The sequence below is a fragment of the Ruegeria sp. SAZD013 genome, assembly GCF_059612525.1.
Genome location: NZ_JBXWQT010000020.1, coordinates 816,037 through 838,993 on the forward strand (window position 1 = coordinate 816,037; position 22,957 = coordinate 838,993).

A 22,957-nucleotide genomic window follows, 5' to 3' on the forward strand; every position below is an offset into this window, starting at 1 on the left:
TGTTTCATCCGGCTTTACCTTGGGCACAACCCAGAATCCCGGAGCGTCCGACACATGCAATCGACCAATTCCTTTTCAAGCTACGGCAGCATCGCAAAGACGTTTCATTGGCTAACCGCGTTGCTGATCTTCACGGCTTTGCCCCTCGGCTGGGTCGCGGACAATCTGGCACATGCGGTATTGCACTCGGCAGCGGCCCCGACCGAGTTGGAAATTGCCCGTGCAGCGCGCGTGTTCTCATTGCATAAAACCGTAGGGGTTACCGTGTTCTTCGTGGCATTGGCCCGCATTCTTTGGGCGTTCACGCAAACCAAGCCCGGCCTTCTGAATGCTGACAACAAACCCGAAGCCTTCGCCGCTGAAACCGTCCACTGGCTGCTTTACGGTTCGCTGGTCCTTGTGCCCCTGACCGGTTGGATTCACCACGCCGCGACCGAGGGCTTTGCCCCAATCCTTTGGCCCTTCGGCCAAAACCTGCCTTTTGTACCGAAATCCACCGCCGTGGCCGAGGTTACAGGAGTTCTGCACTGGCTCTTCATGTGGGTTCTGGTTGTTTCCCTTGTCCTGCACATTGCAGGTGCGCTGAAACATCACGTCATCGACAAGGACGGCACATTGCGTCGGATGTTACCGGGTCTGTCAGATGCGCCGGAACCACCACATCAAACCCATTCACTGATTCCAGCCGTCGCTGCACTGGCGGTCTGGGGTGTCGTCGTCACCGGAGGCTGGGCAACCGGGAAGCTGGCCCCTAACATAGGGGAAGCCCCGGATGTCCAATTGGCTGAGGTTCAATCGGAATGGCAAGTTCAGAGCGGCACGCTGTCGATTACAATTTCGCAATTGAACAGCCCCGTGACAGGTTCGTTTTCTGACTGGACTGCCGCAATTACCTTTGACGAGCCCACAGACCCGGGCCTGGCGGGATCTGTCGATGTCACGATATCCATTGGCTCGCTTCGTCTTGGAACCGTATCCGATCAGGCCATGGGGCCAGATTTCTTCGACAACGCCCGGTTCCCCACTGCTCAGTTCAAGGCCGATCTTTATAAAACCGAAAGTGGTTATGAGGCGCGCGGCCCGCTTACTATTCGCGACAAGTCGATCGATGTCGTTTTGCTTTTCTCGCTGGACCTGCAGGGCGACACTGCTACCATGGCGGGCACAATCGAGCTTAACCGGTTGGCGTTTGATGTAGGCACATCGCAGCCTACCGAAGACGCGCTGGGCTTTACCGTCGCAGTATCCGTAGAACTCACTGCGATACGCGGTCAGTAAGGCAAAAAAAACGCCGGTGATTAAATCACCGGCGTTTTTCTGTTCGTGATTCTGCGATTACTCGGCTTTTTGTGCCTCGACCGAAATCTGGATTTGCACTTCGTCGCTGACAAACGGTGCAAACTGACCCAGGTCGAATTCACTGCGGACCAGCGTTGTCGTGGCATTGAAACCAGCCCAGGGCTGGTTCGCCATCGGGTGGGTGTCAGCCTTGTTGAGCTTTGCGTCCAGAACAACTGATTTGGTCACACCGTTCATCGTCAGATCGCCAGTGATGTTCGCGGTGTTGTCACCGGTCACTTCGATTCCTGTCGATGTAAAGGTGATCAAATCTCCTTCGGCCGCGCCAAAGAAATCCTCGGTCATGAAGTGATCTTCACGGGGTTTCCAGCCGGTAAACATCTCCAATACGGGCATCGACACGCTCACGCTCGAAGCGGCGGGGTTTTCCTGATCAAACATGATCTCGCCTACAAAGCCGGAAAACATGCCAGTCGTGGTTGAGAACCCAAGATGGTCATAGCTGAAAATGACCTGACTGTGGCTGGGGTCCAATACGTATTTCTCGGCGCTGGCGAGTGCCGTAGTCGCTGACACGGCCAATGCAGCAGCAAGAAAGGTGGATTTCATATCAATCTCCGCGGTTTTGTGATTGCAATCCGTCAGGATTGCTTGAACGCAAAATGTGCTGCCCAGGGGCAGCACACAACCAATTTTGATTCACAACTTCTGTTCGTTTTTGAACAGAATAAAACTCAGCCGAAAATTGTTACGCTCTTGCTTAGTTGACCTTTCAGCGCCCGGCTGACATCCGCAGATTCAAGTGGCAGCTTCATCAAAAGGCTGCCATCCACGTCAAACAGATGAACTTCGTTTTCTTCGAAACGCGCCCCACCCAGCGAGTCATAGCTGCGGCGCAGGACAGTCTGAGGGCGCCCGTCTCCGTTTTTCTGCAACACCCGGACTTCGCGACGGATCGGGTCGAAATAGGCGTCAGGACGCGGGTCAAGAACCTCGATCGTCAGAAGGGCGACGCCAACGACCAGAAACAGCATGGACGCCGCCATCTTGATCGGCCAAACATCTGCGCCAACGACCGATCCGGGCATCAACCACATTGAAAACGCGGAAACGATCAGGAACGCCCCGACCATCCGCGCCAGGACCAGGCGGGCCTTCCAGTTCGGTGCAAACGTGATCATTACCGGCACTGAATTTTCAAATCGCGAGCCGGCAACGTTTTCCTGATATGCGTTTGTGTTAGTAGCGGTCATAACACGTCACCCTTTTAAGGTTACTTTCGAAATTCTGTTGATCCGGTTGATGTCCGGTATGCAAAACAACTTTGAGCCGAAAAGCGTCAGCAATTGGGCGGCCTAAAGGAATTTGGGCGGCGTCTCAGAGGCATATGTGGCAGGGCTTGCCCTTGCGGCTCAGACGTGTATACGGGGCCATCCTTCGCAGTCGTATGAATCGCGCAGCCTCTCGTGGCAGGGTCGCGAAGGAACGTTTGGCCCCGCCTATGAAATGCGCCTTGATATAAACAGGAGTGCACATGCCACTGTATGAGCATGTAATGATCGCGCGTCAGGATCTGTCCAACGCGCAGGCGGAAAGCCTCGTCGAACATTTCGGCACCGTTCTGGCTGACAACGGCGGCAAGCTGGTTGATAGCGAGTACTGGGGCGTCAAGACGATGGCCTACAAGATCAACAAAAACCGCAAAGGCCACTATGCCTTTCTGAAAACCGATGCCCCCTCGGGCGCGGTGCAGGAAATGGAACGCCTGATGCGTCTGCATGAAGATGTCATGCGCGTTCTGACCATCAAGGTCGACGGCCACGAAGATGGTCCGTCGGTTCAGATGCAGAAGCGTGACGAACGTGGCGAACGCCGCGAGCGCCGTTGATCAACGCCTGAGAAAAGGACTCTAAACCATGGCCGCAAAACCATTTTTCCGCCGCCGCAAGGTCTGCCCGTTCTCGGGTGAGAACGCGCCGAAGATCGACTACAAAGACACCCGTCTGCTGCAGCGCTACATCTCTGAGCGTGGCAAGATCGTTCCTTCGCGCATCACCGCCGTTTCGGCGAAGAAGCAGCGTGAACTGGCCCGTGCTATCAAGCGCGCCCGCTTCCTCGCCCTGCTGCCCTACGCTGTGAAGTAAGGAGAGACTGACATGCAAGTTATCCTGCTGGAACGCGTTGCGAAACTGGGTCAGATGGGCGACGTCGTTGACGTCAAGCCCGGCTACGCCCGCAACTTCCTGCTGCCCCAAGGCAAAGCCCTGAGCGCGTCCGACGCCAACATCGCGTCGTTCGAAGCCCAGAAAGCGCAGCTTGAGGCCCGCAACCTGGAAACCAAGAAAGAAGCTGAAGCACTGGCTGAAAAGCTGGACGGTCAGCAGTTCATCGTGATTCGCTCGGCATCGGATGCCGGCGCTCTGTACGGTTCGGTCACCCCGCGTGACGCCGCTGACGCCGCAACCGACGCAGGTTTCACCGTCGACAAGAAACAGATTGTCCTGATCGCCCCGATCAAGGAACTGGGTCTGCACACTGTCGCAGTCAAACTGCACCCCGAGGTTGAAGTCGAAATCAAAATGAACGTGGCCCGTTCGGCAGAAGAAGCCGAACTGCAGGCTTCGGGCAAATCGATTCAGGAACTGGCTGCTGAAGAAGAAGCCGCTGCTGAATTCGAGATCGCCGAACTGTTCGACGACATCGGCTCGGCCGCTTCGGACGACGACATGGTTGCCGACGCAGCACCGGTTGAAGAAGACGAAGCCAAAGCCTGATCCGGCTGCTTGTGAGCATTCCAAAGGCCGCGCCAAAGCGCGGCCTTTTCTTTTTTCCCTATGTGTTCACAAGTCGTACCGGCAAGTTTCAGCCCATTTTCCGGGGTAAGCTTGAAGGCTTATTGTCGATCCGTATCATTGCCGCCGAAATCCAGAGGACCGAAAAATGCTTGTTTATCTGCGCCAAAGTTTCGTGGCACTGTTTCTATTTGTGTCGTTGGTTGCCTGCGGGGCAGACCAGGTCTCCAAGGCGGGTACGCCACGTTTTGACCCGCCGCTTCACCCAAATGAAACGCCCGAGCTGAGAGCTTCGATCAACAGATGGGCGGATCATTATCAGGTTCCGCGAGAGCTGGTTCACAAGCTGGCCATACGTGAAAGCACGCACCGACCATGGGCCGTCAACCAGCCCTATTACGGCCTTCTACAGGTTCTACCCGCCACTGCGCGCTCGATGGGTTACACCGGTAAAGCCGAAGGTTTGCTGGACGCAGACACCAACCTTGAGTTTGCGGGAAAGTACCTGCGCGGTGCCTGGCTGCTGTCCGACGGGGATCAACGCAGGGCGATTTTCCTGTACGCCAAAGGTTACTATCCAGAGGCAAAAGCCAAGGGGATGCTGGTCGAAACCGGGTTGAGACCGGCGCCCTGACGTCCATTGGCGTCAGAAATTGGCCGGATTTGGCACTTGAAACTGAATAGTGACAAAAATGTTCTATTGGTTGTCGCAATATGCGGTATTGCACAGACAATTAAGACCTCTCCTTGTCATGTTTAGAAAAGTATGATGTTCTGACGTGGTGAGGTAAACGGGTTCCACTCTGTGTAATACGCATGCTCGACGACACCATCGGGCGGCAAGATGGGCCACAGCTGGTAGGCGCCACATGGAAATTGTCGATCTGAGCACTCTGCCGGATTCTGAAGTTCGATATACCGAGTTTCTAAGGCAAATCTGTGAGAAGCATGACATGGATCATGCGGCCTACGCTGGTATGAATCCCGCGGCAGGAACAGTGGCTGGCTTTGTCACCTATGACGACGCCTGGACCGAGCACTACCAGAAACAAGGTCTGATCATGATCGACCCGACCATCCACATGGCCCGCCGCAGTATTGCGCCGGTGGATTGGAGCCGTCTTGAACGGAGTCCGGATTTTCAGCGTGTGTTCCGGGATGCTCATGATTTTGGCCTGCCCAGTCAGGGAGTTACGATCCCGGTACGTGGCCCTTACGGCGATATTGGCCTGCTGAGCGCAACCCGAAATTGCAGCAAGGAAGAGTGGCGTAAGCTCTATACAAACTTTATCGGCGATTTGCAGGCCATGGCCGTACACATCCACGACAATGTCGTGTCGTCGGATCAGCTGACCAACGCACTATATCATCCGACATTGTCCTCTCGCGAAGCGGAAATCCTGCAATGGGTCGCCGCAGGTAAGTCGCAGCAGGATATCGGCGATATTTTGTCTATTTCGCACCGAACCGTAGAAGTACACTTGCGTTCGAGCCGGGAAAAGCTTAGTGCGCTGACCACCCCTCAGGCTGTAGGGCGGGCGATAGCGATCGGGCTTATTACCCCGGGATAAACAAAAAAATCCCCAAATTTCGTCAAAATACGGGAATCCCCCAATAGAAAAATCTTTCGAGAGCGGTAACGTCAGTATTACCGAACAACCACTCGAAGGGGGAAGAAATGATCATCGTGGTAGATGGCCTGAACAGACATATGTTCAGCGAAGTTCTTGACGAAATGTTCGAGTTGAGAGCACGTGTTTTTGGCGGACGTCTTGGATGGGACGTAAAGATCGAAGAAGGCAAGGAAATTGATGAATTCGATCATCTGGACCCGGCATATGTAATCGGACTCGACGACGGGGGGAATGTCGTCGCAGCCGTGCGTGCCCTACAGACCACAGGACCTCATATGTTGTCGGATGTGTTTTCGGCAATCCTTTGCGGGGAAGCACCACTTCGCAGCGCAACAATGTGGGAATCAACACGCTTCTGCGTGGACACGCAGCGCCTAACGCGTGGCAAGGAAAAGAATTCTGTCTCTTATGCTACCTGCGAGCTGATGATTGGTTCTCTGGAATATGCCAAGAACTCAGGCATTCAGGATATCATCACCGTAATCGATCCGGTCATGGACCGGGTTCTGAAACGGTCGAACTGCGCGCCATATGACTATGTCGGCGAAACGGTTCCCATGGGGAAAGTCTCGGCACTGGCCGCCCTGTTGGATTGTACCGATGAACGCATCTCGGGCCTGCGCGAATTTGCAGGCATCCATGAGAACGTCTTTATGGACGACGAAGAGGCACTGGCACTGTTTGCAGCCAAGAAGGCCGCAACCCAGAACCCGGCCAATCAGGATCACAAGCCACTGACTGATCTTGAGAAGTATTTTGTGGAACAGATGAGCGCCGCGAGGAACGAAGCTGAACGTCAGGACGTTCTGAAGCTGATCGAAGCGCTCTCGGATACGTTCACACCAGAGCAGAAGATCGCTTTGTTAGAAACCCCCCGTGCTTTTGCTCATGAGGCCTGACCCCCTCACCTCATAGATACAAAAGCCACCCATGCGGAGCCGTCTGTTTACAGGCGGCTCCGTTTTTTCCCCTCTATGAACAAAGAGGGAAGGAAGAGGATTATTCCTCTTCCAATGCCTCAATGGCTTTTTGCAGGTCGTCCTTGCTGACTTCCTTGTCGCTGACCTGGGCCAGCTCGAACACATAGTCGACAACCTTGTCTTCGAAGATCGGCGCGCGCAGTTGCTGCTGCATCTGAGCGTTCTGCTGTACGAACTCGAAGAACTGGCGTTCCTGGCCCGGGTACTGACGGGCCTGATTCATGATCGCCTGGGTCATCTCGGCGTCGGTGACTTCCACCTCTGCCTTTTGGCCCAGTTCAGCCAGCAACAGACCCAGACGCACGCGGCGTTCGGCCAGCTTGTTGTGCTCATCGGTGGGTTCGATCTCACCGTGGTCATGGCCGGTTACCTCGGGGTTTTCCTCGTGCCACAGCTGATGTGCAATCTGCTTGGCTTCGGCTTCAACCAGCGACGGCGGCAGGTCGAACGACACTTTCTCATCCAGCGCGTCCAGCAGGGCCCGCTTCATGACAGCGCGCGATGCACCTGCGTATTCTGCTTCCAGACGTTCCGAAATCTGAGTTTTCAGGGCGGCCAGATCCTCGGCGCCAAACTTCATCGCCAACTCATCGTTGATCTCCGCTGCAACCGGCTCTTTCACTTCCTTGATCGTGCAGGTGAAGACCGCGTCTTTTCCGGCCAGGTGTTCGGCACCATATTCTTCCGGGAAAGTCACGTTGACGTCTTTTTCTTCCTCGGCCTTCACACCGACCAGCTGGTCTTCAAAACCGGGGATGAAGCTGTTCGAGCCCAGAACCAGCGGGTAATCTTCCGCCGATCCACCTTCGAATTCTTCACCATCAACCTTGCCGACGAAATCGAACACGATCTGGTCGCCTTCCTTGGCTTTCGAACCCTTGCGGCGGGCTTTGAAGTCCTGAGCGGTTTCAGCCAGGTTGTTCAGCGCTTCCTCGACGGCGGCGTCATCCGCCTTGACGATCAGCTTGTCCAGCGCGACCGATTTCAGATCGACCTCAGGGATCGCGGGCAGCGCTTCGTAGGACATCGCGACCTCGATATCATCGCCTTCTTTCCAGTCCTCGTTGGTCATCTTGACTTCGGGCTGCAGCGCGGGGCGGTCGCCGCTGTCCTCAAAATGCTTGTTCATCGCACCGTCGATGGATTCCTGCATCGCCTCGCCCAGCAGGCGCTGGCCAAACTGCTTTTTCAGCAGCGCCATCGGCACCTTGCCTTTGCGGAAGCCTTTCATTTCGATTTCCGGCTGTGCTTCGGTCAGCTTTTCATTGACCTTGTCGTCCAGTTCGGCTGCGGTCACAACGATGTTGTAGCCGCGTTTCAGACCTTCGTTCAGCGTCTCGGTAACCTGCATTTTGGTAGTCCCCATAGGATTCGGGGCGCGCAAAACGGGCGCGCCGGGCAAATTTGACGCCTTCTATTTGCCCTGCCGCCAACGTGCAAGGGGCAAAGGCTGAATCAACCTGGTTTTGGCAAAAAAGAACGCCCCGGTTTTCGGGGCGTTCGTGTTGGGTCGCTGGAAGGCAATTAAAACTTCCAGCGCGCGCCCAGAACCCATGCTTCGTTGTTGTCAAAGGATGAACCATCATCGAAGTCGTGGTTGCGATACTTCAGGTATACATCGGTATTGATCGCTTCGACCTTCTGCACGACAGCGATACCCCATGCCTTGGTGTCGGACCCGTTGGTCTCGAAATCCGCGCCGTCAAAATAGTCGATGCCGACACCTGTCTTACCCCAGGAAACCCAGTTCCCTTCGTACGAGACCTTGCCGTACCAGTAATTCGGGTCCGTCTGGCCAGCCCGGTCATCGTCACGCGTGCCGCCGGCAATCGTGAAACCCAGACCGCTGGGCAACAACACCGAGGCCGAACCGATGGTATCTTTGCGATCCCCTGAATTGTCATCCCGGTCCCGCACCGAATACGCGACAGCTGCCGCAAACTCTACTCCGCCTGCAAAGGTGTTTTCATAGAACACACCGACGTCATAGTAGTCATCATCGTCACTGCTGGACAGGATGTTCTGACCATATGCAAATGCGGCCGAGAACCCGTTAACCGTTGGTGTGTCATACCGCACACGCCCGCGACGTGAGCCGTCAAAGTTGCTGGAACTGTCACCAACCGTAATACCGCTCAACACACCGTTTGTGCCACGATAGAAAAAGCCCGAGTTTTCATCGTTTGTGAACGAATACAGCGCGGTGCCGACATAGGACAGGTCCACCTCGGCAGCACCATCTGCCACCATGCTGCCCTGACCAGCCGAGAATTTGCCGTAGCTGCCCTTCAAGGCAAAATCCACAAATCGGATATCGTCGCGAGTCCAGCCGCTGAAATTTGTACCGTTCTGGTTCCATTCAGTCGAGTTCGGCAAGCCCAACGCCGTTTCCAAGCGAAAGGTAAACTCGTTCTGGCCAAATGGCTGCATCAGGCGCAGGCCAACCCGGCTGTTCGACAGATCGTTGTCGAGGACCCGGGTCTCGGTATCTTGCCCGTCATCAACAGAAATCAAGGCTGGGTTAAACTGCCCGTACAACAGCACATAGCCGCCACTGTTATTTTCGTATTTCAGCTCTGCGGCTGCCGGAACAGCGACCGTGGCAGTCAGAAAGGCAGCAACCGATATCTTTTTGATATTTGGGGTCATTTCACTCACCATAATTGGTTCGGGGTTCAGATACTGCCCATTTGTTTACTGAATCCGAGCGTTCCAGTGGTCTGCCCCTTGTCTTACGCAAGAATTGTATTTTAGCAACAGAACACACAAAGAATTCTACCATTTTACATTATTTTTCATCAGCTTACAAGATACGACTCCAGCCCCCACTGGCAGCTTGCAAATGAATAGTGATGCCTACCTATGCACCTGACAAATATGCGGTATGCATCCGCGCACATCTTGACAGCGAAAACATGCGATTCAGACAGAGCCTGAACTGCTTTCTGCCCAAAACAACTAGACATTCAGCTGTTTGAAAACACCGGGCAATTGCTCAGGCAGATCCTCGGCGATCAATCCCGGCCCGAAACGCCGTGCGCATTCCACGTGCAGCCACGCTGCTGTCTCAGCCGCCGTCATCGGATCGACCCCCCGCGCCAATAGCCCGGCGATGTAACCGGCCAACGCATCGCCTGACCCGGCGGTTGCAAGCCAAGGGGCGGCGCGATCATAGCACGCGGCATTGATCGAACATCGCCCGTCCGGGGCCGCAATGACAGTATCCGGCCCTTTGAACAACACGACACATCCCGCACGTGCCGCTGCCTCTCGCGTTGCGTCCACCTTGGAATAGGCGGGGCCTCTGACCGGCGTTTCGCTCAGCTTTTCCGCCAGATCGGGGAACAGCCGCGCAAACTCTCCGCCATGTGGGGTCAGAACGCAGCGGTCATGCAGCATTTCGAACAGGTTTCCGGGATCACCAGCAAAAGCTGTCAGCGCATCCGCATCCAGAACCGTCGCACGTTTCGCAATCAGGGCGACCGGCACCAGGTCCCGCGCGCGCTCCAACCCCAAACCGGGGCCCAGACAAAGGGCGTTCATCCGCACGTCCTGCAATACGTCTGACAGCATTTGAGAACCATCAACGCACTGTAGCATGAGGGCAGTGATCCGGCTCGCCACCTCTGCCAACGCCAAGGATGGCACCCCCAGCGTCACCAACCCTGCCCCAATCCGCAAGGCCCCCCGCGCGGCCAGACGCGCCGCACCGGTCTTGCCGGGGCCACCCGAAAGGATCAGGGCATGGCCATGGGTGTATTTGTGCGCAACGACTGAAGGTAAATCGCTTTGCTTTATCAAAAGCGTTCTTGCACGCCGCCCGCTATCGAGCTTTTGGTCGTCCAGAGTGACGCTGCGGACTGGACCCCGGCCTGCTCTTTCTCCTTGCAAAATAACCTGCCCCCAGTGCCGCTCCGACGTTTCATTCAGACCAATTTCGACGACGCTCACTTTCCGGCAATAAGCCATCCCGTCGCTCAACACATGCCCAAGTTTTCTTCGTTCGAAGGTTACTGTCAGATCCGCAGAAAGGGGTCTGGCATCGGTCAGTATTCCTGCTCGGGCACCAAGCACCTTTCCGCTGTCCATGCACAGCCCCGAAGGTGAATCGACTGCCACAAAGCGAACACGTGATGACAAGCTGCAAAAATACTCCAACAATTGCCCAAGCACAGGATCAATCGGACGTGTCAACCCCGTGCCGAAAATCGCGTCCACCAAAACGTTTGGTATTCCAAAATTAGCCAGGCGGTCATTCTTCAAGCCTTCTTTTGAAAGCGCGTTGATAACACCCAACTCACCCCATCGCTGATAATTCACCCGCGCGTCCGGCGGCAGCCTGTCAGGATCGCCATATAGGAATACCTCAACCTTCCAGCCCAGTTCCCGCAAAAGACGCGCCACGACAAACCCGTCACCGCCGTTGTTTCCGGGCCCGCACAGCACGACCGCGCGCAACGGATTATCTTCATCTTTTTCCAAATACTCCGGGGAGCGCGAGGGGTTGGCCCCTCGCCTGTCCAGATCTGGCCATTCCTCGAAGATCGCCTCGACAACGCCTTGCCCTGCCCGCTCCATCAGCTCCAGGCCCGTGACCTCACCGGACTCAATGGCCGCGTGCTCGATGGCTCTCATCTGCGCTGCTGTCAGCAATTCGGACATGTCACACCCTCGCGCGATTCAGTTTCGATTACTTTTTGTGCAAACCGCCCAAAAATTAGCACAGGGCCTGATTTCAACGGATACCGACCCGACCGATACCGCAATCACGTTGCTGCCCGATCTTAGACGTGATCACTGCGCCTGAGACAACCATTCAAGGTGAGCCGGAATGAAAAAGATCGAAGCGATCATCAAGCCGTTCAAACTGGACGAAGTGAAAGAGGCGTTGCAGGACGTAGGTGTTCAGGGTCTCAGCGTCGTCGAAGTCAAAGGTTTCGGCCGTCAGAAAGGCCATACCGAGCTGTATCGTGGCGCAGAATATGTTGTCGACTTTTTGCCCAAGGTAAAGGTCGAGGTCGTATTGGACGATGACCAGGTCGATGCGGCCATCGAGGCCATCGTGTCGGCAGCCAAGACCGACAAGATCGGCGACGGTAAGATCTTTGTCTCTCCGGTTGAACAAGCCATTCGCATCCGTACCGGCGAGACCGGCTCGGACGCGCTCTAACATACCAATCTTCAAGTCAGAGGAATTAAGAGAATGAGCAAGGACGCAGTTCTTCAGCTGATCAAGGAAGAGGGCGCCGAATATGTCGACGTCCGTTTCACCGACCCCCGCGGCAAGCTGCAGCACGTGACCCTGATGGCCGATCAGGTCGACGAAGACTTCCTGGACGAAGGCTTCATGTTCGATGGCTCGTCCATCGCAGGCTGGAAGTCGATCGAAGCATCGGACATGAAGCTGATGATCGACACCGAAAGCGCATATGTTGATCCGTTCTACGCTGAGAAAACCATTTGCGTACACTGCACGGTCGTCGAGCCCGATACAGGCGAAGCCTATGAGCGTGACCCGCGCGGCACAGCGCAGAAAGCCGAAGCCTACCTGAAGGCATCGGGGATCGGCGATGTTGCATACATGGGCCCCGAAGCCGAGTTTTTCCTGTTTGACGATGTCCGTTATTCGAACACGATCAACAAGGTATCCTACGAAGTTGATGCAACTGACGCATCATGGAACACCGACACCGAATACGAAATGGGCAATACGGGCCACCGTCCGGGCGTCAAGGGTGGCTACTTCCCGGTGAACCCGATCGACGAAGCGCAGGACCTGCGGTCGGAAATGCTGTCCACCATGAAGCGTCTGGGCATGAAGGTCGACAAGCACCATCACGAAGTTGCGTCATGCCAGCACGAACTGGGCCTGATCTTCGACAGCCTGACCAAGCAGGCGGATGAACTGCAAAAGTACAAATACGTCATCCACAACGTGGCTCATGCGTACGGCAAATCGGCAACCTTCATGCCGAAGCCTATCGCAGGTGACAACGGCACCGGCATGCACGTGAACATGTCGATCTGGAAAGACGGCAAGCCACTGTTCGCGGGTGACAAATACGCTGATCTTTCGGACGAAGCGCTGTACTTCATCGGTGGTATCCTGAAGCACGCCAAGACACTGAACGCCTTCACCAACCCCGCAACCAACAGCTACAAGCGCCTGATCCCCGGTTTCGAAGCCCCAGTTCTGCGCGCCTACTCGGCCCGCAACCGATCAGGTTGTGTCCGTATTCCGTGGACCGAGAGCCCTAAAGCAAAACGTGTCGAGGCTCGATTCCCCGATCCGGCAGCGAACCCCTACCTGGCGTTTGCCGCTCTGTTGATGGCTGGCCTGGACGGCATCAAAAACAAGATCGATCCGGGCGAAGCCATGGACAAGAACCTGTACGATCTACCTGCCGAGGAACTGGCCGGTATCCCGACTGTCTGCGGCAGCTTGCGTGAAGCTCTGGAAGCGCTGGCTTCTGATCACGACTTCCTGCTGCAAGGTGACGTGTTCACCAAGGACCAGATCGACGGCTACATCGCCCTGAAGATGGAAGAGGTCGAAACCTACGAGCACACACCACACCCGGTTGAGTACGGCATGTATTACAGCTGCTAAGCAGCACGGCATGGATTTACAGGGGCGCCCAAACGGGCGCCCCTGTTTCATTTGCGCCGGTCTGTCGCTGTTCAGCCTTTTCGAGCGCCATGACGCAGAATACACACTTTTTACCTTTGCCCTTGCTATCTGCCCGATGCTGAGGATCTGAAACCCTTCAAAGGCGCTCTGCAGACCAATCAACAGGCTTTTGCAGGAGCGGTTGGTGCTACTCCAACGAACTGCTTTGCCCAATTCAAAGCTCAAGGTAGGCTGGCCTCAGATTTTAACACAACCGGATTACCTGCATGTTTCGCCTTTACGTATTATTCGCCCTGCTTGTGTCCTCGCCCCTTCTGGCCGCGCCTTGTGGGAATACCAGCGCGGGGTTCGAGGCCTGGAAGGCCGATTTCGCCCAGCAGGCCCGCAAGGCTGGTGTGAAAAAAAAGGGCCTTCAGGCGCTTGCCCAAGCTCAATACGCCACGGGCACAATTGCGGCAGACCGCAATCAGAAAAGCTTCAAATACACACTGGACAAGTTCATGCGTGTCAGAGGCGCTGATGCAATCGTCGCGCAGGGGCGCAAACGCAAGGCTGCAAATCCCGATTTCTATGCTGCGCTTGAACGGCAATACGGTGTTCCGCCGGGCATTCTGATCGCCATTCACGGCATGGAAACCGGCTTTGGCAATTTTATGGGAGACAGTCAGGTTGTTTCCGCAATCACAACACTGGCCTATGATTGTCGCCGGTCCGAGTTCTTTGTTCCGCACGCAATCGGGGCACTTAAACTGGTCGATGCAGGAAGCATTACCGTGGCGACAAAAGGGGCAAAACATGGCGAGTTGGGCCACACTCAGTTCCTGCCGGGCAACGCCCTGACCTATGGCGTCGATGCCACCGGCGACCGTCGGGTGGACTTCTATGACATGACCGACGCGCTTGCCTCGACCGCCAATTATCTTCGCAAGAAAGGGTGGAAGCCGGGGCGTGGCTATCAGCCAGGTGAGCCGAATTTTCAAGTGCTGCAACAGTGGAACGCGGCCTCTGTTTATCAGCAATCCATAGCAATCATGGCCGCCCGAATCGACCAATAGGCGGTCGCACCAACAACACACTCCGCACCCGCTTTCGCCACATTTCCGCCACAGTGACAAACAAAAGCCTTTAGTTTCTTGGTTTCCAACGCGTAACCAATACCGGAGTAAAATCACCTTTTTTGCATTTTCCGCCAAATTCTCCACACGAATTGTTGTTACAGTGTTTGCTGAACAGTACGCAAAAAGGACAGTGCAGTGGCTCGGAAGCACAGCTACCATGGCGGCCTGCAATTTAACGGCGACGCGAATGGCGCGATCGAGCGTTTTGGCACAATCGTTGCCACGACGCTGGAAGATTACGGCCATCTGGTCGAACGCAAGGCGTTGCTGAGCAATTCTGAAGCCAGCATTGTTTCAAGTCAGTATCTTGTGCGACTGACCTTGGATACAGGCACCCCCGAGCAGGAAGACCGGTACGAGCGTATGGATCGCGCCGCGGGGCTAAAAACGATAACAAAACCCCGCGCCGCAAATCCGCAAAACAGATTGGTTCTTTCAATCACGCCGGTCTCACCCCTGCTGGATGACTCCGAGATTTCGGAACTGATGATGGTCGTCATTCTGTATCGCATGGTCGACATTTGTTCGACCCGGCGCGTTGAATGGCTGTCGCCACACACGGTTCTGACGGTCGAGCAGTTTATGAGCGCCTTTGACACTCTGGCCCCCAGCCGATCACGCGACAGAAAACAAATTTTTCAGTCGCTGACCGGGCAATTCTCGGCAGTGAATGTGCCAGAGAACGGTGACACCTTAAGTGTACTTCATACTTCGACGTCCCGCCCGATCCAGCTGACAGATGAACAATTGCTCAGCATCGCGTTTCGCAGTGAAGATACAAACATGCCAGGTCAGGAAACGTTCGATGACGACGATGGTGTCGTAAAGCCAAGCGACGTTCTGCGTCTCAGCAGTTGGTGCATGACGGGTGTACTGGCAGGCGTTTCGACCCCGATTGCCCTGTCAATGGCTGCAGTGAATCTGATCCGGGGTGAGGATTTTCGCCTCAACACCCAGGTGCTTGTCTTTACCTTCGCGATAGTTGCCCTGAACGCAACAAACGCGTTTGCCGATGTTGCGGCCGCCTTGGGCCAATAAGAGAATTACAGAAGACCCTCCTTGGATGCCCCGCCTTCAGGCGGGGTTTTCCATTATGGGAACCGCGTTCGCCGCCAGAATATAAGTGTGGATTGAAAAGACGACCGCATCCGTTTTCGGCAAGCGCAGCAGGGTTTGCCGCTCACTTCTCAGGTAAGACGTTTTACGTCGATCTGTGACGCCCCGCCTGTCACTGGCGCTTCGGGGTTGAAACAGTTCGGGGTCTTCATACCAAAGCGCGTTAAAGCGCCAGAGCGGACGACCGGGCTGTATCCCGTCGAACAGGCGCTGCACCCGCTTGGCGATATTGTCGTCGTAACTTGCAACAGGCACATGGATGTCGATCAGTGGTCGCATGAATTTCTCGGACAAAAGCCAGCTGGCCGGGAAACACAGGATTGCGCCAGTCAATACATGTTCAGTTCCGCGCTTTTGAAGGATGCAAAAATCCTCCTGAACCAGCCTGCACAATGTATCAAGCGGCTGCGCCCGGTCGACTGCGACCGTTACACCATCGGGTCTGACGACCTCCTTACCCGCATTGGGATAGACCTGCGACACCACAAGGTCGAGCAGTTCCCGAGCAGCGGATTCAGCCTGCGGATCAAGCGCCAGAACGTCATCGCGGCGTTCTGTCAGCAGCTTCTCCCGGCGTTGCATCTGACCGGCAAAAGCCTCGTCCCGATGCAACCAGTTTTCCATCGTTGCAGGCTGTATACCCGGTAAAGCACGCGGGTTGCCGACATCATATGGTATTTTTTCCTGCAGAACTTTATTCATACCAGCGACTTAGCATAGGTCGAAATTTTTGTCGGTCGAAAACGACAGGTTCGCCGTCGCATTTTTCCAAGACGATCCACATGGGCACCTTAGGTTTGACCGAACAAGCAACGAGGTCCGTCATGAACAAGCATTACCGAGACACGCGCAAGATTGACCCCAGCCGAGGCGCTACGCTGGGCGATGGCACGCCAAATGAGAATGACCGGATCGAGATCGGGCCGACACAGCTGGCTTTTGACGAATGGGCTGCGGCAGGACTGGAATTGCCCAATCTTGCACGGATGCGGGAACACCGCTGGAAGCGACTAACGCAGGCCATCGTTGATCGCGGATATGGTGGTTTGCTGGTTTTTGACCCGCTGAACATCCGCTATGCGACCGACAGCACGAACATGCAGTTGTGGAATACGCATAACCCGTTTCGCGCGGTGCTATTATGTGCCGATGGCTATATGGTGATCTGGGACTACAAGAACTCGCCTTTCCTCAGCACGTTCAATCCGCTGGTGCGCGAGCAGCGTTCAGGCGCGGATCTGTTTTACTTCGACCGTGGCGACAAGGTGAATATAGCGGCAGATGTCTTCTCGAACGAGGTGCGCGTGCTGATCGATGCGCATGGCGGCGGCAATAAACGTTTGGCTGTCGACAAGATCATGTTGCACGGTCTGCGCGCGCTTGAGGCGCAGGGCTTTGAAGTCATGGAAGGCGAAGAGCTGACCGAAAAGACCCGTTCCGTGAAGGGGCCAGATGAGATTCTGGCCATGCGCTGTGCCAATCACGCCTGTGAAACCGCTGTAGCGGAAATGGAGAGCTTTGCGCGCGCCAATGTCGGCAATGGCAGGACAACCGAGGATGATATCTGGGCTGTTCTGCACGCGGAAAACATCCGGCGCGGTGGCGAGTGGATCGAGACCCGCCTGTTGGCGTCAGGCCAACGCACGAACCCCTGGTTCCAGGAATGCGGCCCGCGCATCACGCAGCAAAACGAAATCATCGCCTTCGACACCGACCTGATCGGGTCTTACGGGATTTGCATCGATATCTCGCGTACATGGTGGATTGGTGACCAAAAGCCCCGCCCTGACATGATCTATGCCATGCAGCACGCGCATGAACACATCATGACCAACATGCAAATGCTGAAGCCCGGTGTGATGATCCCGGAACTTACGGCCATGTCGCACAGGCTTGACGACAAGTTTCAGGCGCAGAAATACGGCTGCCTGATGCACGGAGTGGGATTGTGTGATGAATGGCCGCTGGTCGCGTATCCGGACAAAGCCGTCGAAGGCGCCTATGACTATCCGCTGGAGCCAGGCATGGTGTTGTGCGTCGAAGCCTGTGTCGGCGAAGTCGGTGGCGATTTCAGCATCAAGCTTGAGGATCAGGTTCTCATTACCGAAACCGGGTATGAGAACCTGTCCAGATATCCCTTTGACCCCCAATTGATGGGGATCGAATAAGGCCGGGCCTTCACTCCGACCAATGGGACCGGCGGACGTTTCCATGCCAGTCTTCCATGGCAGGGCTGATCTGAACCTGTGAACCACCTTGGGGTGCGGGCCAGGATTGGCCGACCGCGAACCCGGCAACGCCGGCCAGAATAATGGCCAGGATCATACGTGAACGCAGGTCGGGTATCTGGGGCGCAATATCTGCATGTGACATCTGTGTCTCCTGTTTCAGCTTTCATGAGCTACAGATGGGATGTGCAGAGACATAAGTGAAACGAATGTTTGTTCTGATTGTCATCATCGTTCTTGATATTAATGGAAAGTGAGAGTTCCGCCGCCGTGCAACACGAAAACGGCGGGGATCTTGTGCAGTCTGTGAAACACCCATTCGTTCTCACCTTCCCGTTACGCGTGTGACTTAAGGGTTGTGACCGAAGGGTCAAATACACAGTATTGGGCGTGTTCCCCCGTACCACTTAAGGAGCCGACATGCCCACGGAACGCATCACTTTTGCCGGACATGACGGCAGCCAATTGGCGGCGCGACTGGATTTGCCGGACGGACCAGTGCTGGCAACGGCCCTGTTCGCCCATTGCTTTACCTGTTCCAAGGATATCCCGGCCGCCCGGCGCATTTCTGCCCGTCTGGCTGCCATGGGTATCGCGGTGCTTCGGTTCGATTTCACCGGGCTGGGCCATTCAGAAGGCGAATTCGCCAACACGACCTTCACTTCGAATGTCGAGGACCTGATTTCAGCCGCGCAATATCTGGCCGGTCGAAACATGGCACCTGCCCTGCTGATCGGCCACTCGCTTGGTGGCGCGGCGGTGCTGCGGGCGCGGGCTGGTATTCCGACTGTAAAAGCCGTCGTGACATTGGGTGCTCCGGCGGACCCCGCCCATGTATCGCATCACTTTGAGGCGGCGCTGCCTCAGATCGAAGAGGACGGCAGTGCCGAGGTCTCTCTGGGTGGTCGCCCCTTCCGAATTGGTAAGGCTTTTGTGGACGATATTGCCAAATCAGCCCTGTCATCTGCAATCGCCGACCTCAAAGCTGCCCTGTTGATCCTTCATGCTCCACGCGACGAAACGGTCAGCATCGACAATGCGAGCGCGATCTTTTTGGCCGCGAAACACCCCAAAAGCTTTGTAACTCTCGACGATGCCGATCATCTGATCACGCGCGCCTCTGACGCCGAATATGCAGCAGATGTCATCGCCGCTTGGGTTTCGCGCTATGTGAAACTGTGCCCGCCCGCTCCGCCACCGGGTGCGCCAGAGGGCGTTGTGCGCATAACAGAAGCAGATCCGGGCGGGTTCATGCAGGATATTCAGGCTGGTCCAAACCACCATCTGGTCGCGGATGAGCCCGCATCCTATGGCGGTACGGACAAGGGCATGTCGCCTTATGGCTTTGTCTCGGCCGGTTTGGGGGCCTGCACATCGATGACAATACGCATGTACGCCAGGCGCAAAGGCTGGCCCCTGACAAATGTCAGCGTCGATGTGTGTCATGACAAAGTTCATGCGCAGGATGCCGGATTGGTGAATGACGGCAAGGTGGACCAGTTTCGCCGGAAAATCCGCCTGAGCGGCCCGCTGGATCAGGAGCAAAGGCAACGTTTGCTTGAGATTGCGGACAAGTGCCCGGTTCACCGGACGCTCGAAGGCTCGGCCCACATAACGACCGAGCTTCTTTCATAAGAAAGGCCGCCTGACAGGCGGCCTTTTGTTCCTTAGCGTCGCGGGCCCGGTCGATGAATGGGCGGGCGGGCAACCGGTGGGCGCGCCACAGGTGGGCGCGGGCGCGCGGGAGGTTTGGCCACAGGCGGTTTCGGACGCTCGGGGCGCACTGGTCGATCAGGTCGGTTGGGACGATCAACGTCAATATCCACATTAACGTCATGGTAATAGTCGTTCCACAGCATCGAGTCGTAAAACGGGTCATACCCGTACCCGACCCCGACCGTCACACCGTCACAGGCCGACAGCGTCAAAGTCGCGATCCCAAACCCCAGCGCAAGGGACATCCGTTTGATCAGTCTAACACTCATCGCTCCCTCCCTCACTGAAGTGCCCGGAACGACGCGAAAACGGCGTTCAGATCATCTGCATAACTCGGGTCCGCCCCGTCCCGCAGAATGGCAACTGCGATGGCAACCCGGCCTTGCGGAAGGTCAATGACGGTGGCGGTAAAGCTTACTCCCTTGCCGTCCCGGTGCCCGGTGCCCCGAAACACGCGGGCTGGCAACCCGCCAATACGGGAATCGCTGGTGCTGGTCGTCGTCGGGTCTTTGACCAGAAACTTGTCGATATCCTGCAAGTACCGGACGCCGCCCTGAATTGTTCCAACCCCCGCAGGTGATACGAAACCCATCCACACTGCGTCGTCTGTCACCGGCCGGAGCCCCATAACCCGCGCGACCGCGCGGGCGTCGCCCAGTTCGGTATCCTCAATCTCGCGCGGGCCGCCGGTGCGAAGGATCCAGAAGTCGGGTACGTCAAACCGAAAAAGCGCTCGGCCTTCCTCGGTGTAGGTCACGGGTGTGTCAGCCAGTGCTGGTGCAGCTGCGCCGACGCAATAAGCACCACAGAGGGCAAGTATCGAACGTGAAAACAAACGCATATCTCAATAACCTGATTATTTCCTTCCTTTCAGATTGAACAGTCAATGTGCTGTTTGTCCAGCATCGCTTGGCAGCAAGGTCAAGACGGGCATCAACCCCAACTGGCGGCATGATCCCGTGAGAACCAGTGCGGGTACAAAACCTGCCTTGTAGCGGCACCCTGCCCGTCACTGCCACACCAAGTCCTTTGCAAGACAGTTTCCCGAACCCGTCTGCTGCTGAAAAGCCCGAACAGACGGCAAGAATCAGGGCAAACCGTCTCATATGCGCTCTCGCATCTTGTTCCCTACCCCGCACGCGGCTAAACCCCGCGCCAACGCCTCATCCAATCTGCAATAAAGGTGCCGTCGCCTATGATTCCCCGTTATTCCCGCCCCGACATGGTCGCCATCTGGTCGCCCGAGACCAAGTTCCGCATCTGGTACGAGATCGAGGCGCACGCGTGCGACGCCATGGCGGATCTGGGCGTGATCCCGCGCGAAAATGCGGACGCTGTCTGGAAAGCCAAGGATGTGGAATTCGATGTCGCCCGCATCGACGAGATCGAGGCCGTCACCAAGCATGACGTTATCGCCTTCCTGACCCATCTTGCAGAGCATGTCGGCAGTGAAGAGGCGCGTTTTGTGCATCAGGGTATGACCAGCTCGGACGTGCTGGACACCTGTTTCAACGTACAGCTGACCCGCGCCGCCGACATCCTGATTGCCGATCTGGAAGGGCTTCTGGCCGCGCTCAAGCGCCGCGCGATGGAACATAAGAACACGGTTCGTATCGGACGCAGCCACGGCATCCACGCCGAACCGACAACCATGGGTTTGACCTTTGCCCGCTTCTACGCCGAGATGGACCGCAACCTGTCCCGGATGCGCGATGCGCGTGCGGAAATCGCCACCGGAGCGATCAGCGGCGCGGTTGGTACCTTTGCCAATATTGATCCCGCGGTCGAGGAACATGTCTGTGACAAGCTGGGGCTGGTGCCTGAGCCGATCAGCACGCAGGTCATTCCGCGCGACCGCCATGCGGCCTTCTTTGCCACGCTGGGCGTTATCGCCAGCAGCATCGAGAACATTGCCATCGAAATCCGCCACATGCAGCGGACCGAGGTGCTGGAGGGGGCTGAGTTCTTCTCGATGGGCCAGAAAGGCTCCTCGGCGATGCCGCACAAGAAAAATCCGGTGCTAACCGAAAACCTGACCGGTCTGGCGCGCATGGTCCGCGCCGCCGTAATACCGGCGATGGAGAATGTTGCGCTCTGGCACGAACGCGATATCTCGCATTCTTCGGTCGAGCGCATGATCGGTCCGGATGCCACGATCACGCTGGATTTTGCGCTGGCACGGCTAACAGGCGTGGTCGACAAGATGCTGATCTTCCCCGAGAACATGATCGAGAACATGAACAAGTTTCCCGGCCTTGTCATGAGTCAGCGGGTTCTGTTGGCACTGACACAAGCGGGCGTAAGCCGTGAGGACGCCTATGCCATGGTACAGCGCAACGCGTTGAAGGTTTGGGAACACCGCACCGACTTCAAGGAGGAACTGTTGGCGGATGCTGATGTAACTGCCGCACTAAGCCCTGCGGAGATCGAAGAGAAATTCGACCTCGGGTATCACACCAAGCATGTCGATACGATCTTTGCGCGCGTGTTTGGAGAATAACGGACATCTTTTCAGTCTGTTAGCCGGGGGTGCTCTGCCGCGTGCAGAGCACCCCCTTGCTTTTTGCCAGATCAACGGAAATGCGGTATCCTGCATGTGCTTTTTCCATACGAGGGAAACATCATGATCCGAACAATCCTAAGCGCATTGGCACTGGTTCTTGTGGCCTCGGTCGGGCTTGCCTGCGAGCAGCATTCCAAACAGACCCAATCCTGCGCTCCCGGTACGGCCTGGGATACTGAAACAAAAAGCTGCGCGAAATCTGTCAACAGCTGACAATTTTTGTCCAGTTCGTGAATAAAAGCGTCCGTTCCCCTGTTAGCTTTTTTGTAGATCGCACTATGATTTCAATAAGAGCCCCGAGAACGGAGTAAAGAAATGCGCCTTTTGTTAGCTTCTGCCCTTGCATTGCAAGCCTTTGCCTTCGCGCCAGCTGTCCATGCCGCAGGCGGTGACAGCAGCAGCCCGCCGAAACCGACGAATACAACCAAGAAATGCCTGTTCGGCCGTGTATATGACGAAACCCGTGGAAAATGCGTCAAACCTGGCAAGTCAAACCTGACAGATGATCAGCTGTATAATGCGGTCCGCGAACTGGCCTATGACGGGCAATACGGGCACGCTCAGGACATTCTGCGCATCATGGATCAGGACGACGATCGTGTCCTGACCTATTGGGGTTTCACCTATCGCAAGATGGGCGAGCTTGAACTGGCAAATGTCTTTTATCAAAACGCGATCAATGCCAACCCAGACAATCTTTTGGCGCGCAGCTACATGGCGCAGGGGTTTGTGTCCGAAGGCCGAACCGATCTGGCGATCGAGCAATGGCGCGAAATAAAGGCCCGTGGCGGAGAAGGCACCTGGGCCGAGGCGTCGCTGCGTGAAGCGATCCGAACGGGTCTGACATACAGTTATTAAGGTTCAGGGTTATTTAACCCGA

25 protein-coding genes are annotated in these 22,957 nt (G+C 56.0%); 16 read left to right on the top strand and 9 right to left on the bottom strand.

What is annotated here, in order from left to right; all coding sequences use genetic code 11:
- Positions 1–54: 54 nt before the first annotated feature.
- Positions 55–1,278, top strand: coding sequence for a cytochrome b/b6 domain-containing protein (locus AC2FLU_RS10275; protein ID WP_480553787.1), 1,224 nt, complete (start codon positions 55–57; stop codon positions 1,276–1,278).
- A gap of 57 nt (positions 1,279–1,335) precedes the next feature.
- On the opposite strand, the gene AC2FLU_RS10280 is transcribed toward AC2FLU_RS10275, so the two are convergent.
- Together AC2FLU_RS10280 and AC2FLU_RS10285 are read right to left on the bottom strand one after the other, a co-directional pair.
- Positions 1,336–1,908: a YceI family protein gene (locus AC2FLU_RS10280; protein ID WP_496716027.1), complete on the bottom strand. Its 573-nt coding sequence runs from the start codon at positions 1,906–1,908 to the stop codon at positions 1,336–1,338.
- 125 nt (positions 1,909–2,033) lie between these two features.
- On the bottom strand, positions 2,034–2,480 hold the full coding sequence (locus AC2FLU_RS10285; protein WP_480553789.1) for a hypothetical protein: 447 nt from the start codon (positions 2,478–2,480) through the stop codon (positions 2,034–2,036).
- Positions 2,481–2,833: 353 nt separating this feature from the next.
- On the opposite strand from AC2FLU_RS10285, the gene rpsF reads away from it, so the two are divergent.
- From rpsF to AC2FLU_RS10315, 6 genes are all read left to right on the top strand, one after another.
- Complete coding sequence (gene rpsF, locus AC2FLU_RS10290) at positions 2,834–3,187, top strand: 30S ribosomal protein S6 (RefSeq protein WP_209503558.1); 354 nt, start codon at positions 2,834–2,836, stop codon at positions 3,185–3,187.
- A 28-nt stretch (positions 3,188–3,215) separates the two neighbouring features.
- Positions 3,216–3,443, top strand: a complete 228-nt coding sequence (gene rpsR / locus AC2FLU_RS10295) for a 30S ribosomal protein S18 (protein WP_005608650.1) — start codon at positions 3,216–3,218, stop codon at positions 3,441–3,443.
- A 12-nt stretch (positions 3,444–3,455) separates the two neighbouring features.
- Positions 3,456–4,073, top strand: coding sequence for a 50S ribosomal protein L9 (rplI, locus tag AC2FLU_RS10300; protein WP_480517478.1), 618 nt, complete (start codon positions 3,456–3,458; stop codon positions 4,071–4,073).
- Between the two features lie 166 nt (positions 4,074–4,239).
- On the top strand, positions 4,240–4,725 hold the full coding sequence (locus AC2FLU_RS10305) for a transglycosylase SLT domain-containing protein (RefSeq protein ID WP_496808701.1): 486 nt from the start codon (positions 4,240–4,242) through the stop codon (positions 4,723–4,725).
- A gap of 235 nt (positions 4,726–4,960) precedes the next feature.
- Positions 4,961–5,662, top strand: coding sequence for an autoinducer binding domain-containing protein (locus AC2FLU_RS10310; protein ID WP_480473391.1), 702 nt, complete (start codon positions 4,961–4,963; stop codon positions 5,660–5,662).
- Positions 5,663–5,769: 107 nt separating this feature from the next.
- Positions 5,770–6,624 carry an acyl-homoserine-lactone synthase gene (locus AC2FLU_RS10315; protein ID WP_496808700.1) on the top strand — a complete coding sequence of 285 codons (855 nt, stop codon included), beginning with the start codon at positions 5,770–5,772 and terminating at the stop codon, positions 6,622–6,624.
- 100 nt (positions 6,625–6,724) lie between these two features.
- On the opposite strand, the gene tig is transcribed toward AC2FLU_RS10315, so the two are convergent.
- From tig to AC2FLU_RS10330, 3 genes are all read right to left on the bottom strand, one after another.
- Positions 6,725–8,056, bottom strand: a complete 1,332-nt coding sequence (gene tig / locus AC2FLU_RS10320; protein ID WP_480476781.1) for a trigger factor — start codon at positions 8,054–8,056, stop codon at positions 6,725–6,727.
- Between the two features lie 173 nt (positions 8,057–8,229).
- Positions 8,230–9,354: a porin gene (locus AC2FLU_RS10325; RefSeq protein WP_496808699.1), complete on the bottom strand. Its 1,125-nt coding sequence runs from the start codon at positions 9,352–9,354 to the stop codon at positions 8,230–8,232.
- Positions 9,355–9,663: 309 nt separating this feature from the next.
- On the bottom strand, positions 9,664–11,367 hold the full coding sequence (locus tag AC2FLU_RS10330) for an NAD(P)H-hydrate dehydratase (protein ID WP_496808698.1): 1,704 nt from the start codon (positions 11,365–11,367) through the stop codon (positions 9,664–9,666).
- A 169-nt stretch (positions 11,368–11,536) separates the two neighbouring features.
- On the opposite strand from AC2FLU_RS10330, the gene AC2FLU_RS10335 reads away from it, so the two are divergent.
- From AC2FLU_RS10335 to AC2FLU_RS10350, 4 genes are all read left to right on the top strand, one after another.
- Positions 11,537–11,875, top strand: coding sequence for a P-II family nitrogen regulator (locus AC2FLU_RS10335; protein ID WP_209503542.1), 339 nt, complete (start codon positions 11,537–11,539; stop codon positions 11,873–11,875).
- A gap of 33 nt (positions 11,876–11,908) precedes the next feature.
- Complete coding sequence (gene glnA, locus AC2FLU_RS10340; protein WP_480473395.1) at positions 11,909–13,315, top strand: type I glutamate--ammonia ligase; 1,407 nt, start codon at positions 11,909–11,911, stop codon at positions 13,313–13,315.
- A 287-nt stretch (positions 13,316–13,602) separates the two neighbouring features.
- Positions 13,603–14,391, top strand: a complete 789-nt coding sequence (locus tag AC2FLU_RS10345; protein WP_480473396.1) for a lytic murein transglycosylase — start codon at positions 13,603–13,605, stop codon at positions 14,389–14,391.
- A 198-nt stretch (positions 14,392–14,589) separates the two neighbouring features.
- A complete protein-coding gene (locus AC2FLU_RS10350) occupies positions 14,590–15,492 on the top strand; it encodes a hypothetical protein (protein WP_480473397.1) in 903 nt (300 codons plus the stop codon).
- Between the two features lie 36 nt (positions 15,493–15,528).
- Here AC2FLU_RS10350 and AC2FLU_RS10355 read toward each other — a convergent pair whose 3' ends face one another.
- Complete coding sequence (locus AC2FLU_RS10355) at positions 15,529–16,272, bottom strand: heme-dependent oxidative N-demethylase family protein (protein WP_496808697.1); 744 nt, start codon at positions 16,270–16,272, stop codon at positions 15,529–15,531.
- A gap of 122 nt (positions 16,273–16,394) precedes the next feature.
- Between AC2FLU_RS10355 and dddP the strand changes: the two genes are divergently transcribed.
- A complete protein-coding gene (gene dddP, locus AC2FLU_RS10360) occupies positions 16,395–17,738 on the top strand; it encodes a dimethylsulfonioproprionate lyase DddP (protein WP_480553793.1) in 1,344 nt (447 codons plus the stop codon).
- A gap of 10 nt (positions 17,739–17,748) precedes the next feature.
- On the opposite strand, the gene AC2FLU_RS10365 is transcribed toward dddP, so the two are convergent.
- On the bottom strand, positions 17,749–17,943 hold the full coding sequence (locus tag AC2FLU_RS10365; protein WP_496808696.1) for a hypothetical protein: 195 nt from the start codon (positions 17,941–17,943) through the stop codon (positions 17,749–17,751).
- Between the two features lie 275 nt (positions 17,944–18,218).
- Here AC2FLU_RS10365 and AC2FLU_RS10370 point away from each other — a divergent pair, with 275 nt between their 5' ends.
- Positions 18,219–19,433, top strand: a complete 1,215-nt coding sequence (locus tag AC2FLU_RS10370; RefSeq protein WP_480898128.1) for a bifunctional alpha/beta hydrolase/OsmC family protein — start codon at positions 18,219–18,221, stop codon at positions 19,431–19,433.
- 32 nt (positions 19,434–19,465) lie between these two features.
- Here AC2FLU_RS10370 and AC2FLU_RS10375 read toward each other — a convergent pair whose 3' ends face one another.
- Together AC2FLU_RS10375 and AC2FLU_RS10380 are read right to left on the bottom strand one after the other, a co-directional pair.
- Positions 19,466–19,783, bottom strand: coding sequence for a hypothetical protein (locus tag AC2FLU_RS10375; RefSeq protein ID WP_480473402.1), 318 nt, complete (start codon positions 19,781–19,783; stop codon positions 19,466–19,468).
- A gap of 11 nt (positions 19,784–19,794) precedes the next feature.
- On the bottom strand, positions 19,795–20,355 hold the full coding sequence (locus tag AC2FLU_RS10380; RefSeq protein WP_496808695.1) for a hypothetical protein: 561 nt from the start codon (positions 20,353–20,355) through the stop codon (positions 19,795–19,797).
- Positions 20,356–20,709: 354 nt separating this feature from the next.
- Between AC2FLU_RS10380 and purB the strand changes: the two genes are divergently transcribed.
- From purB to AC2FLU_RS10395, 3 genes are all read left to right on the top strand, one after another.
- A complete protein-coding gene (gene purB, locus AC2FLU_RS10385; RefSeq protein ID WP_480517495.1) occupies positions 20,710–22,014 on the top strand; it encodes an adenylosuccinate lyase in 1,305 nt (434 codons plus the stop codon).
- A 123-nt stretch (positions 22,015–22,137) separates the two neighbouring features.
- Positions 22,138–22,290 carry a hypothetical protein gene (locus AC2FLU_RS10390; protein ID WP_496808694.1) on the top strand — a complete coding sequence of 51 codons (153 nt, stop codon included), beginning with the start codon at positions 22,138–22,140 and terminating at the stop codon, positions 22,288–22,290.
- 102 nt (positions 22,291–22,392) lie between these two features.
- Positions 22,393–22,935 (top strand): tetratricopeptide repeat protein, encoded by a 543-nt coding sequence (locus AC2FLU_RS10395; RefSeq protein ID WP_496808693.1) that lies wholly within the window; start codon positions 22,393–22,395, stop codon positions 22,933–22,935.
- The last annotated feature ends 22 nt before the right edge of the window (positions 22,936–22,957 follow it).

Excerpts from the sequence above, each read along its gene's own strand:
- AC2FLU_RS10275 (WP_480553787.1), top strand. The coding sequence starts at position 55 with ATGCAATCGACCAATTCCTTTTCAAGCTACGGCAGCATCGCAAAGACG.
- AC2FLU_RS10280 (WP_496716027.1), bottom strand. The coding sequence starts at position 1,908 with ATGAAATCCACCTTTCTTGCTGCTGCATTGGCCGTGTCAGCGACTACG.
- AC2FLU_RS10285 (WP_480553789.1), bottom strand. The coding sequence starts at position 2,480 with ATGATCACGTTTGCACCGAACTGGAAGGCCCGCCTGGTCCTGGCGCGG.
- rpsF (WP_209503558.1), top strand. The coding sequence starts at position 2,834 with ATGCCACTGTATGAGCATGTAATGATCGCGCGTCAGGATCTGTCCAAC.
- rpsR (WP_005608650.1), top strand. The coding sequence starts at position 3,216 with ATGGCCGCAAAACCATTTTTCCGCCGCCGCAAGGTCTGCCCGTTCTCG.
- rplI (WP_480517478.1), top strand. The coding sequence starts at position 3,456 with ATGCAAGTTATCCTGCTGGAACGCGTTGCGAAACTGGGTCAGATGGGC.
- AC2FLU_RS10305 (WP_496808701.1), top strand. The coding sequence starts at position 4,240 with ATGCTTGTTTATCTGCGCCAAAGTTTCGTGGCACTGTTTCTATTTGTG.
- AC2FLU_RS10310 (WP_480473391.1), top strand. The coding sequence starts at position 4,961 with ATGGAAATTGTCGATCTGAGCACTCTGCCGGATTCTGAAGTTCGATAT.
- AC2FLU_RS10315 (WP_496808700.1), top strand. The coding sequence starts at position 5,770 with ATGATCATCGTGGTAGATGGCCTGAACAGACATATGTTCAGCGAAGTT.
- tig (WP_480476781.1), bottom strand. The coding sequence starts at position 8,056 with ATGCAGGTTACCGAGACGCTGAACGAAGGTCTGAAACGCGGCTACAAC.
- AC2FLU_RS10325 (WP_496808699.1), bottom strand. The coding sequence starts at position 9,354 with ATGACCCCAAATATCAAAAAGATATCGGTTGCTGCCTTTCTGACTGCC.
- AC2FLU_RS10330 (WP_496808698.1), bottom strand. The coding sequence starts at position 11,367 with ATGTCCGAATTGCTGACAGCAGCGCAGATGAGAGCCATCGAGCACGCG.
- AC2FLU_RS10335 (WP_209503542.1), top strand. The coding sequence starts at position 11,537 with ATGAAAAAGATCGAAGCGATCATCAAGCCGTTCAAACTGGACGAAGTG.
- glnA (WP_480473395.1), top strand. The coding sequence starts at position 11,909 with ATGAGCAAGGACGCAGTTCTTCAGCTGATCAAGGAAGAGGGCGCCGAA.
- AC2FLU_RS10345 (WP_480473396.1), top strand. The coding sequence starts at position 13,603 with ATGTTTCGCCTTTACGTATTATTCGCCCTGCTTGTGTCCTCGCCCCTT.
- AC2FLU_RS10355 (WP_496808697.1), bottom strand. The coding sequence starts at position 16,272 with ATGAATAAAGTTCTGCAGGAAAAAATACCATATGATGTCGGCAACCCG.
- dddP (WP_480553793.1), top strand. The coding sequence starts at position 16,395 with ATGAACAAGCATTACCGAGACACGCGCAAGATTGACCCCAGCCGAGGC.
- AC2FLU_RS10365 (WP_496808696.1), bottom strand. The coding sequence starts at position 17,943 with ATGTCACATGCAGATATTGCGCCCCAGATACCCGACCTGCGTTCACGT.
- AC2FLU_RS10370 (WP_480898128.1), top strand. The coding sequence starts at position 18,219 with ATGCCCACGGAACGCATCACTTTTGCCGGACATGACGGCAGCCAATTG.
- AC2FLU_RS10375 (WP_480473402.1), bottom strand. The coding sequence starts at position 19,783 with ATGAGTGTTAGACTGATCAAACGGATGTCCCTTGCGCTGGGGTTTGGG.
- AC2FLU_RS10380 (WP_496808695.1), bottom strand. The coding sequence starts at position 20,355 with ATGCGTTTGTTTTCACGTTCGATACTTGCCCTCTGTGGTGCTTATTGC.
- purB (WP_480517495.1), top strand. The coding sequence starts at position 20,710 with ATGATTCCCCGTTATTCCCGCCCCGACATGGTCGCCATCTGGTCGCCC.
- AC2FLU_RS10390 (WP_496808694.1), top strand. The coding sequence starts at position 22,138 with ATGATCCGAACAATCCTAAGCGCATTGGCACTGGTTCTTGTGGCCTCG.
- AC2FLU_RS10395 (WP_496808693.1), top strand. The coding sequence starts at position 22,393 with ATGCGCCTTTTGTTAGCTTCTGCCCTTGCATTGCAAGCCTTTGCCTTC.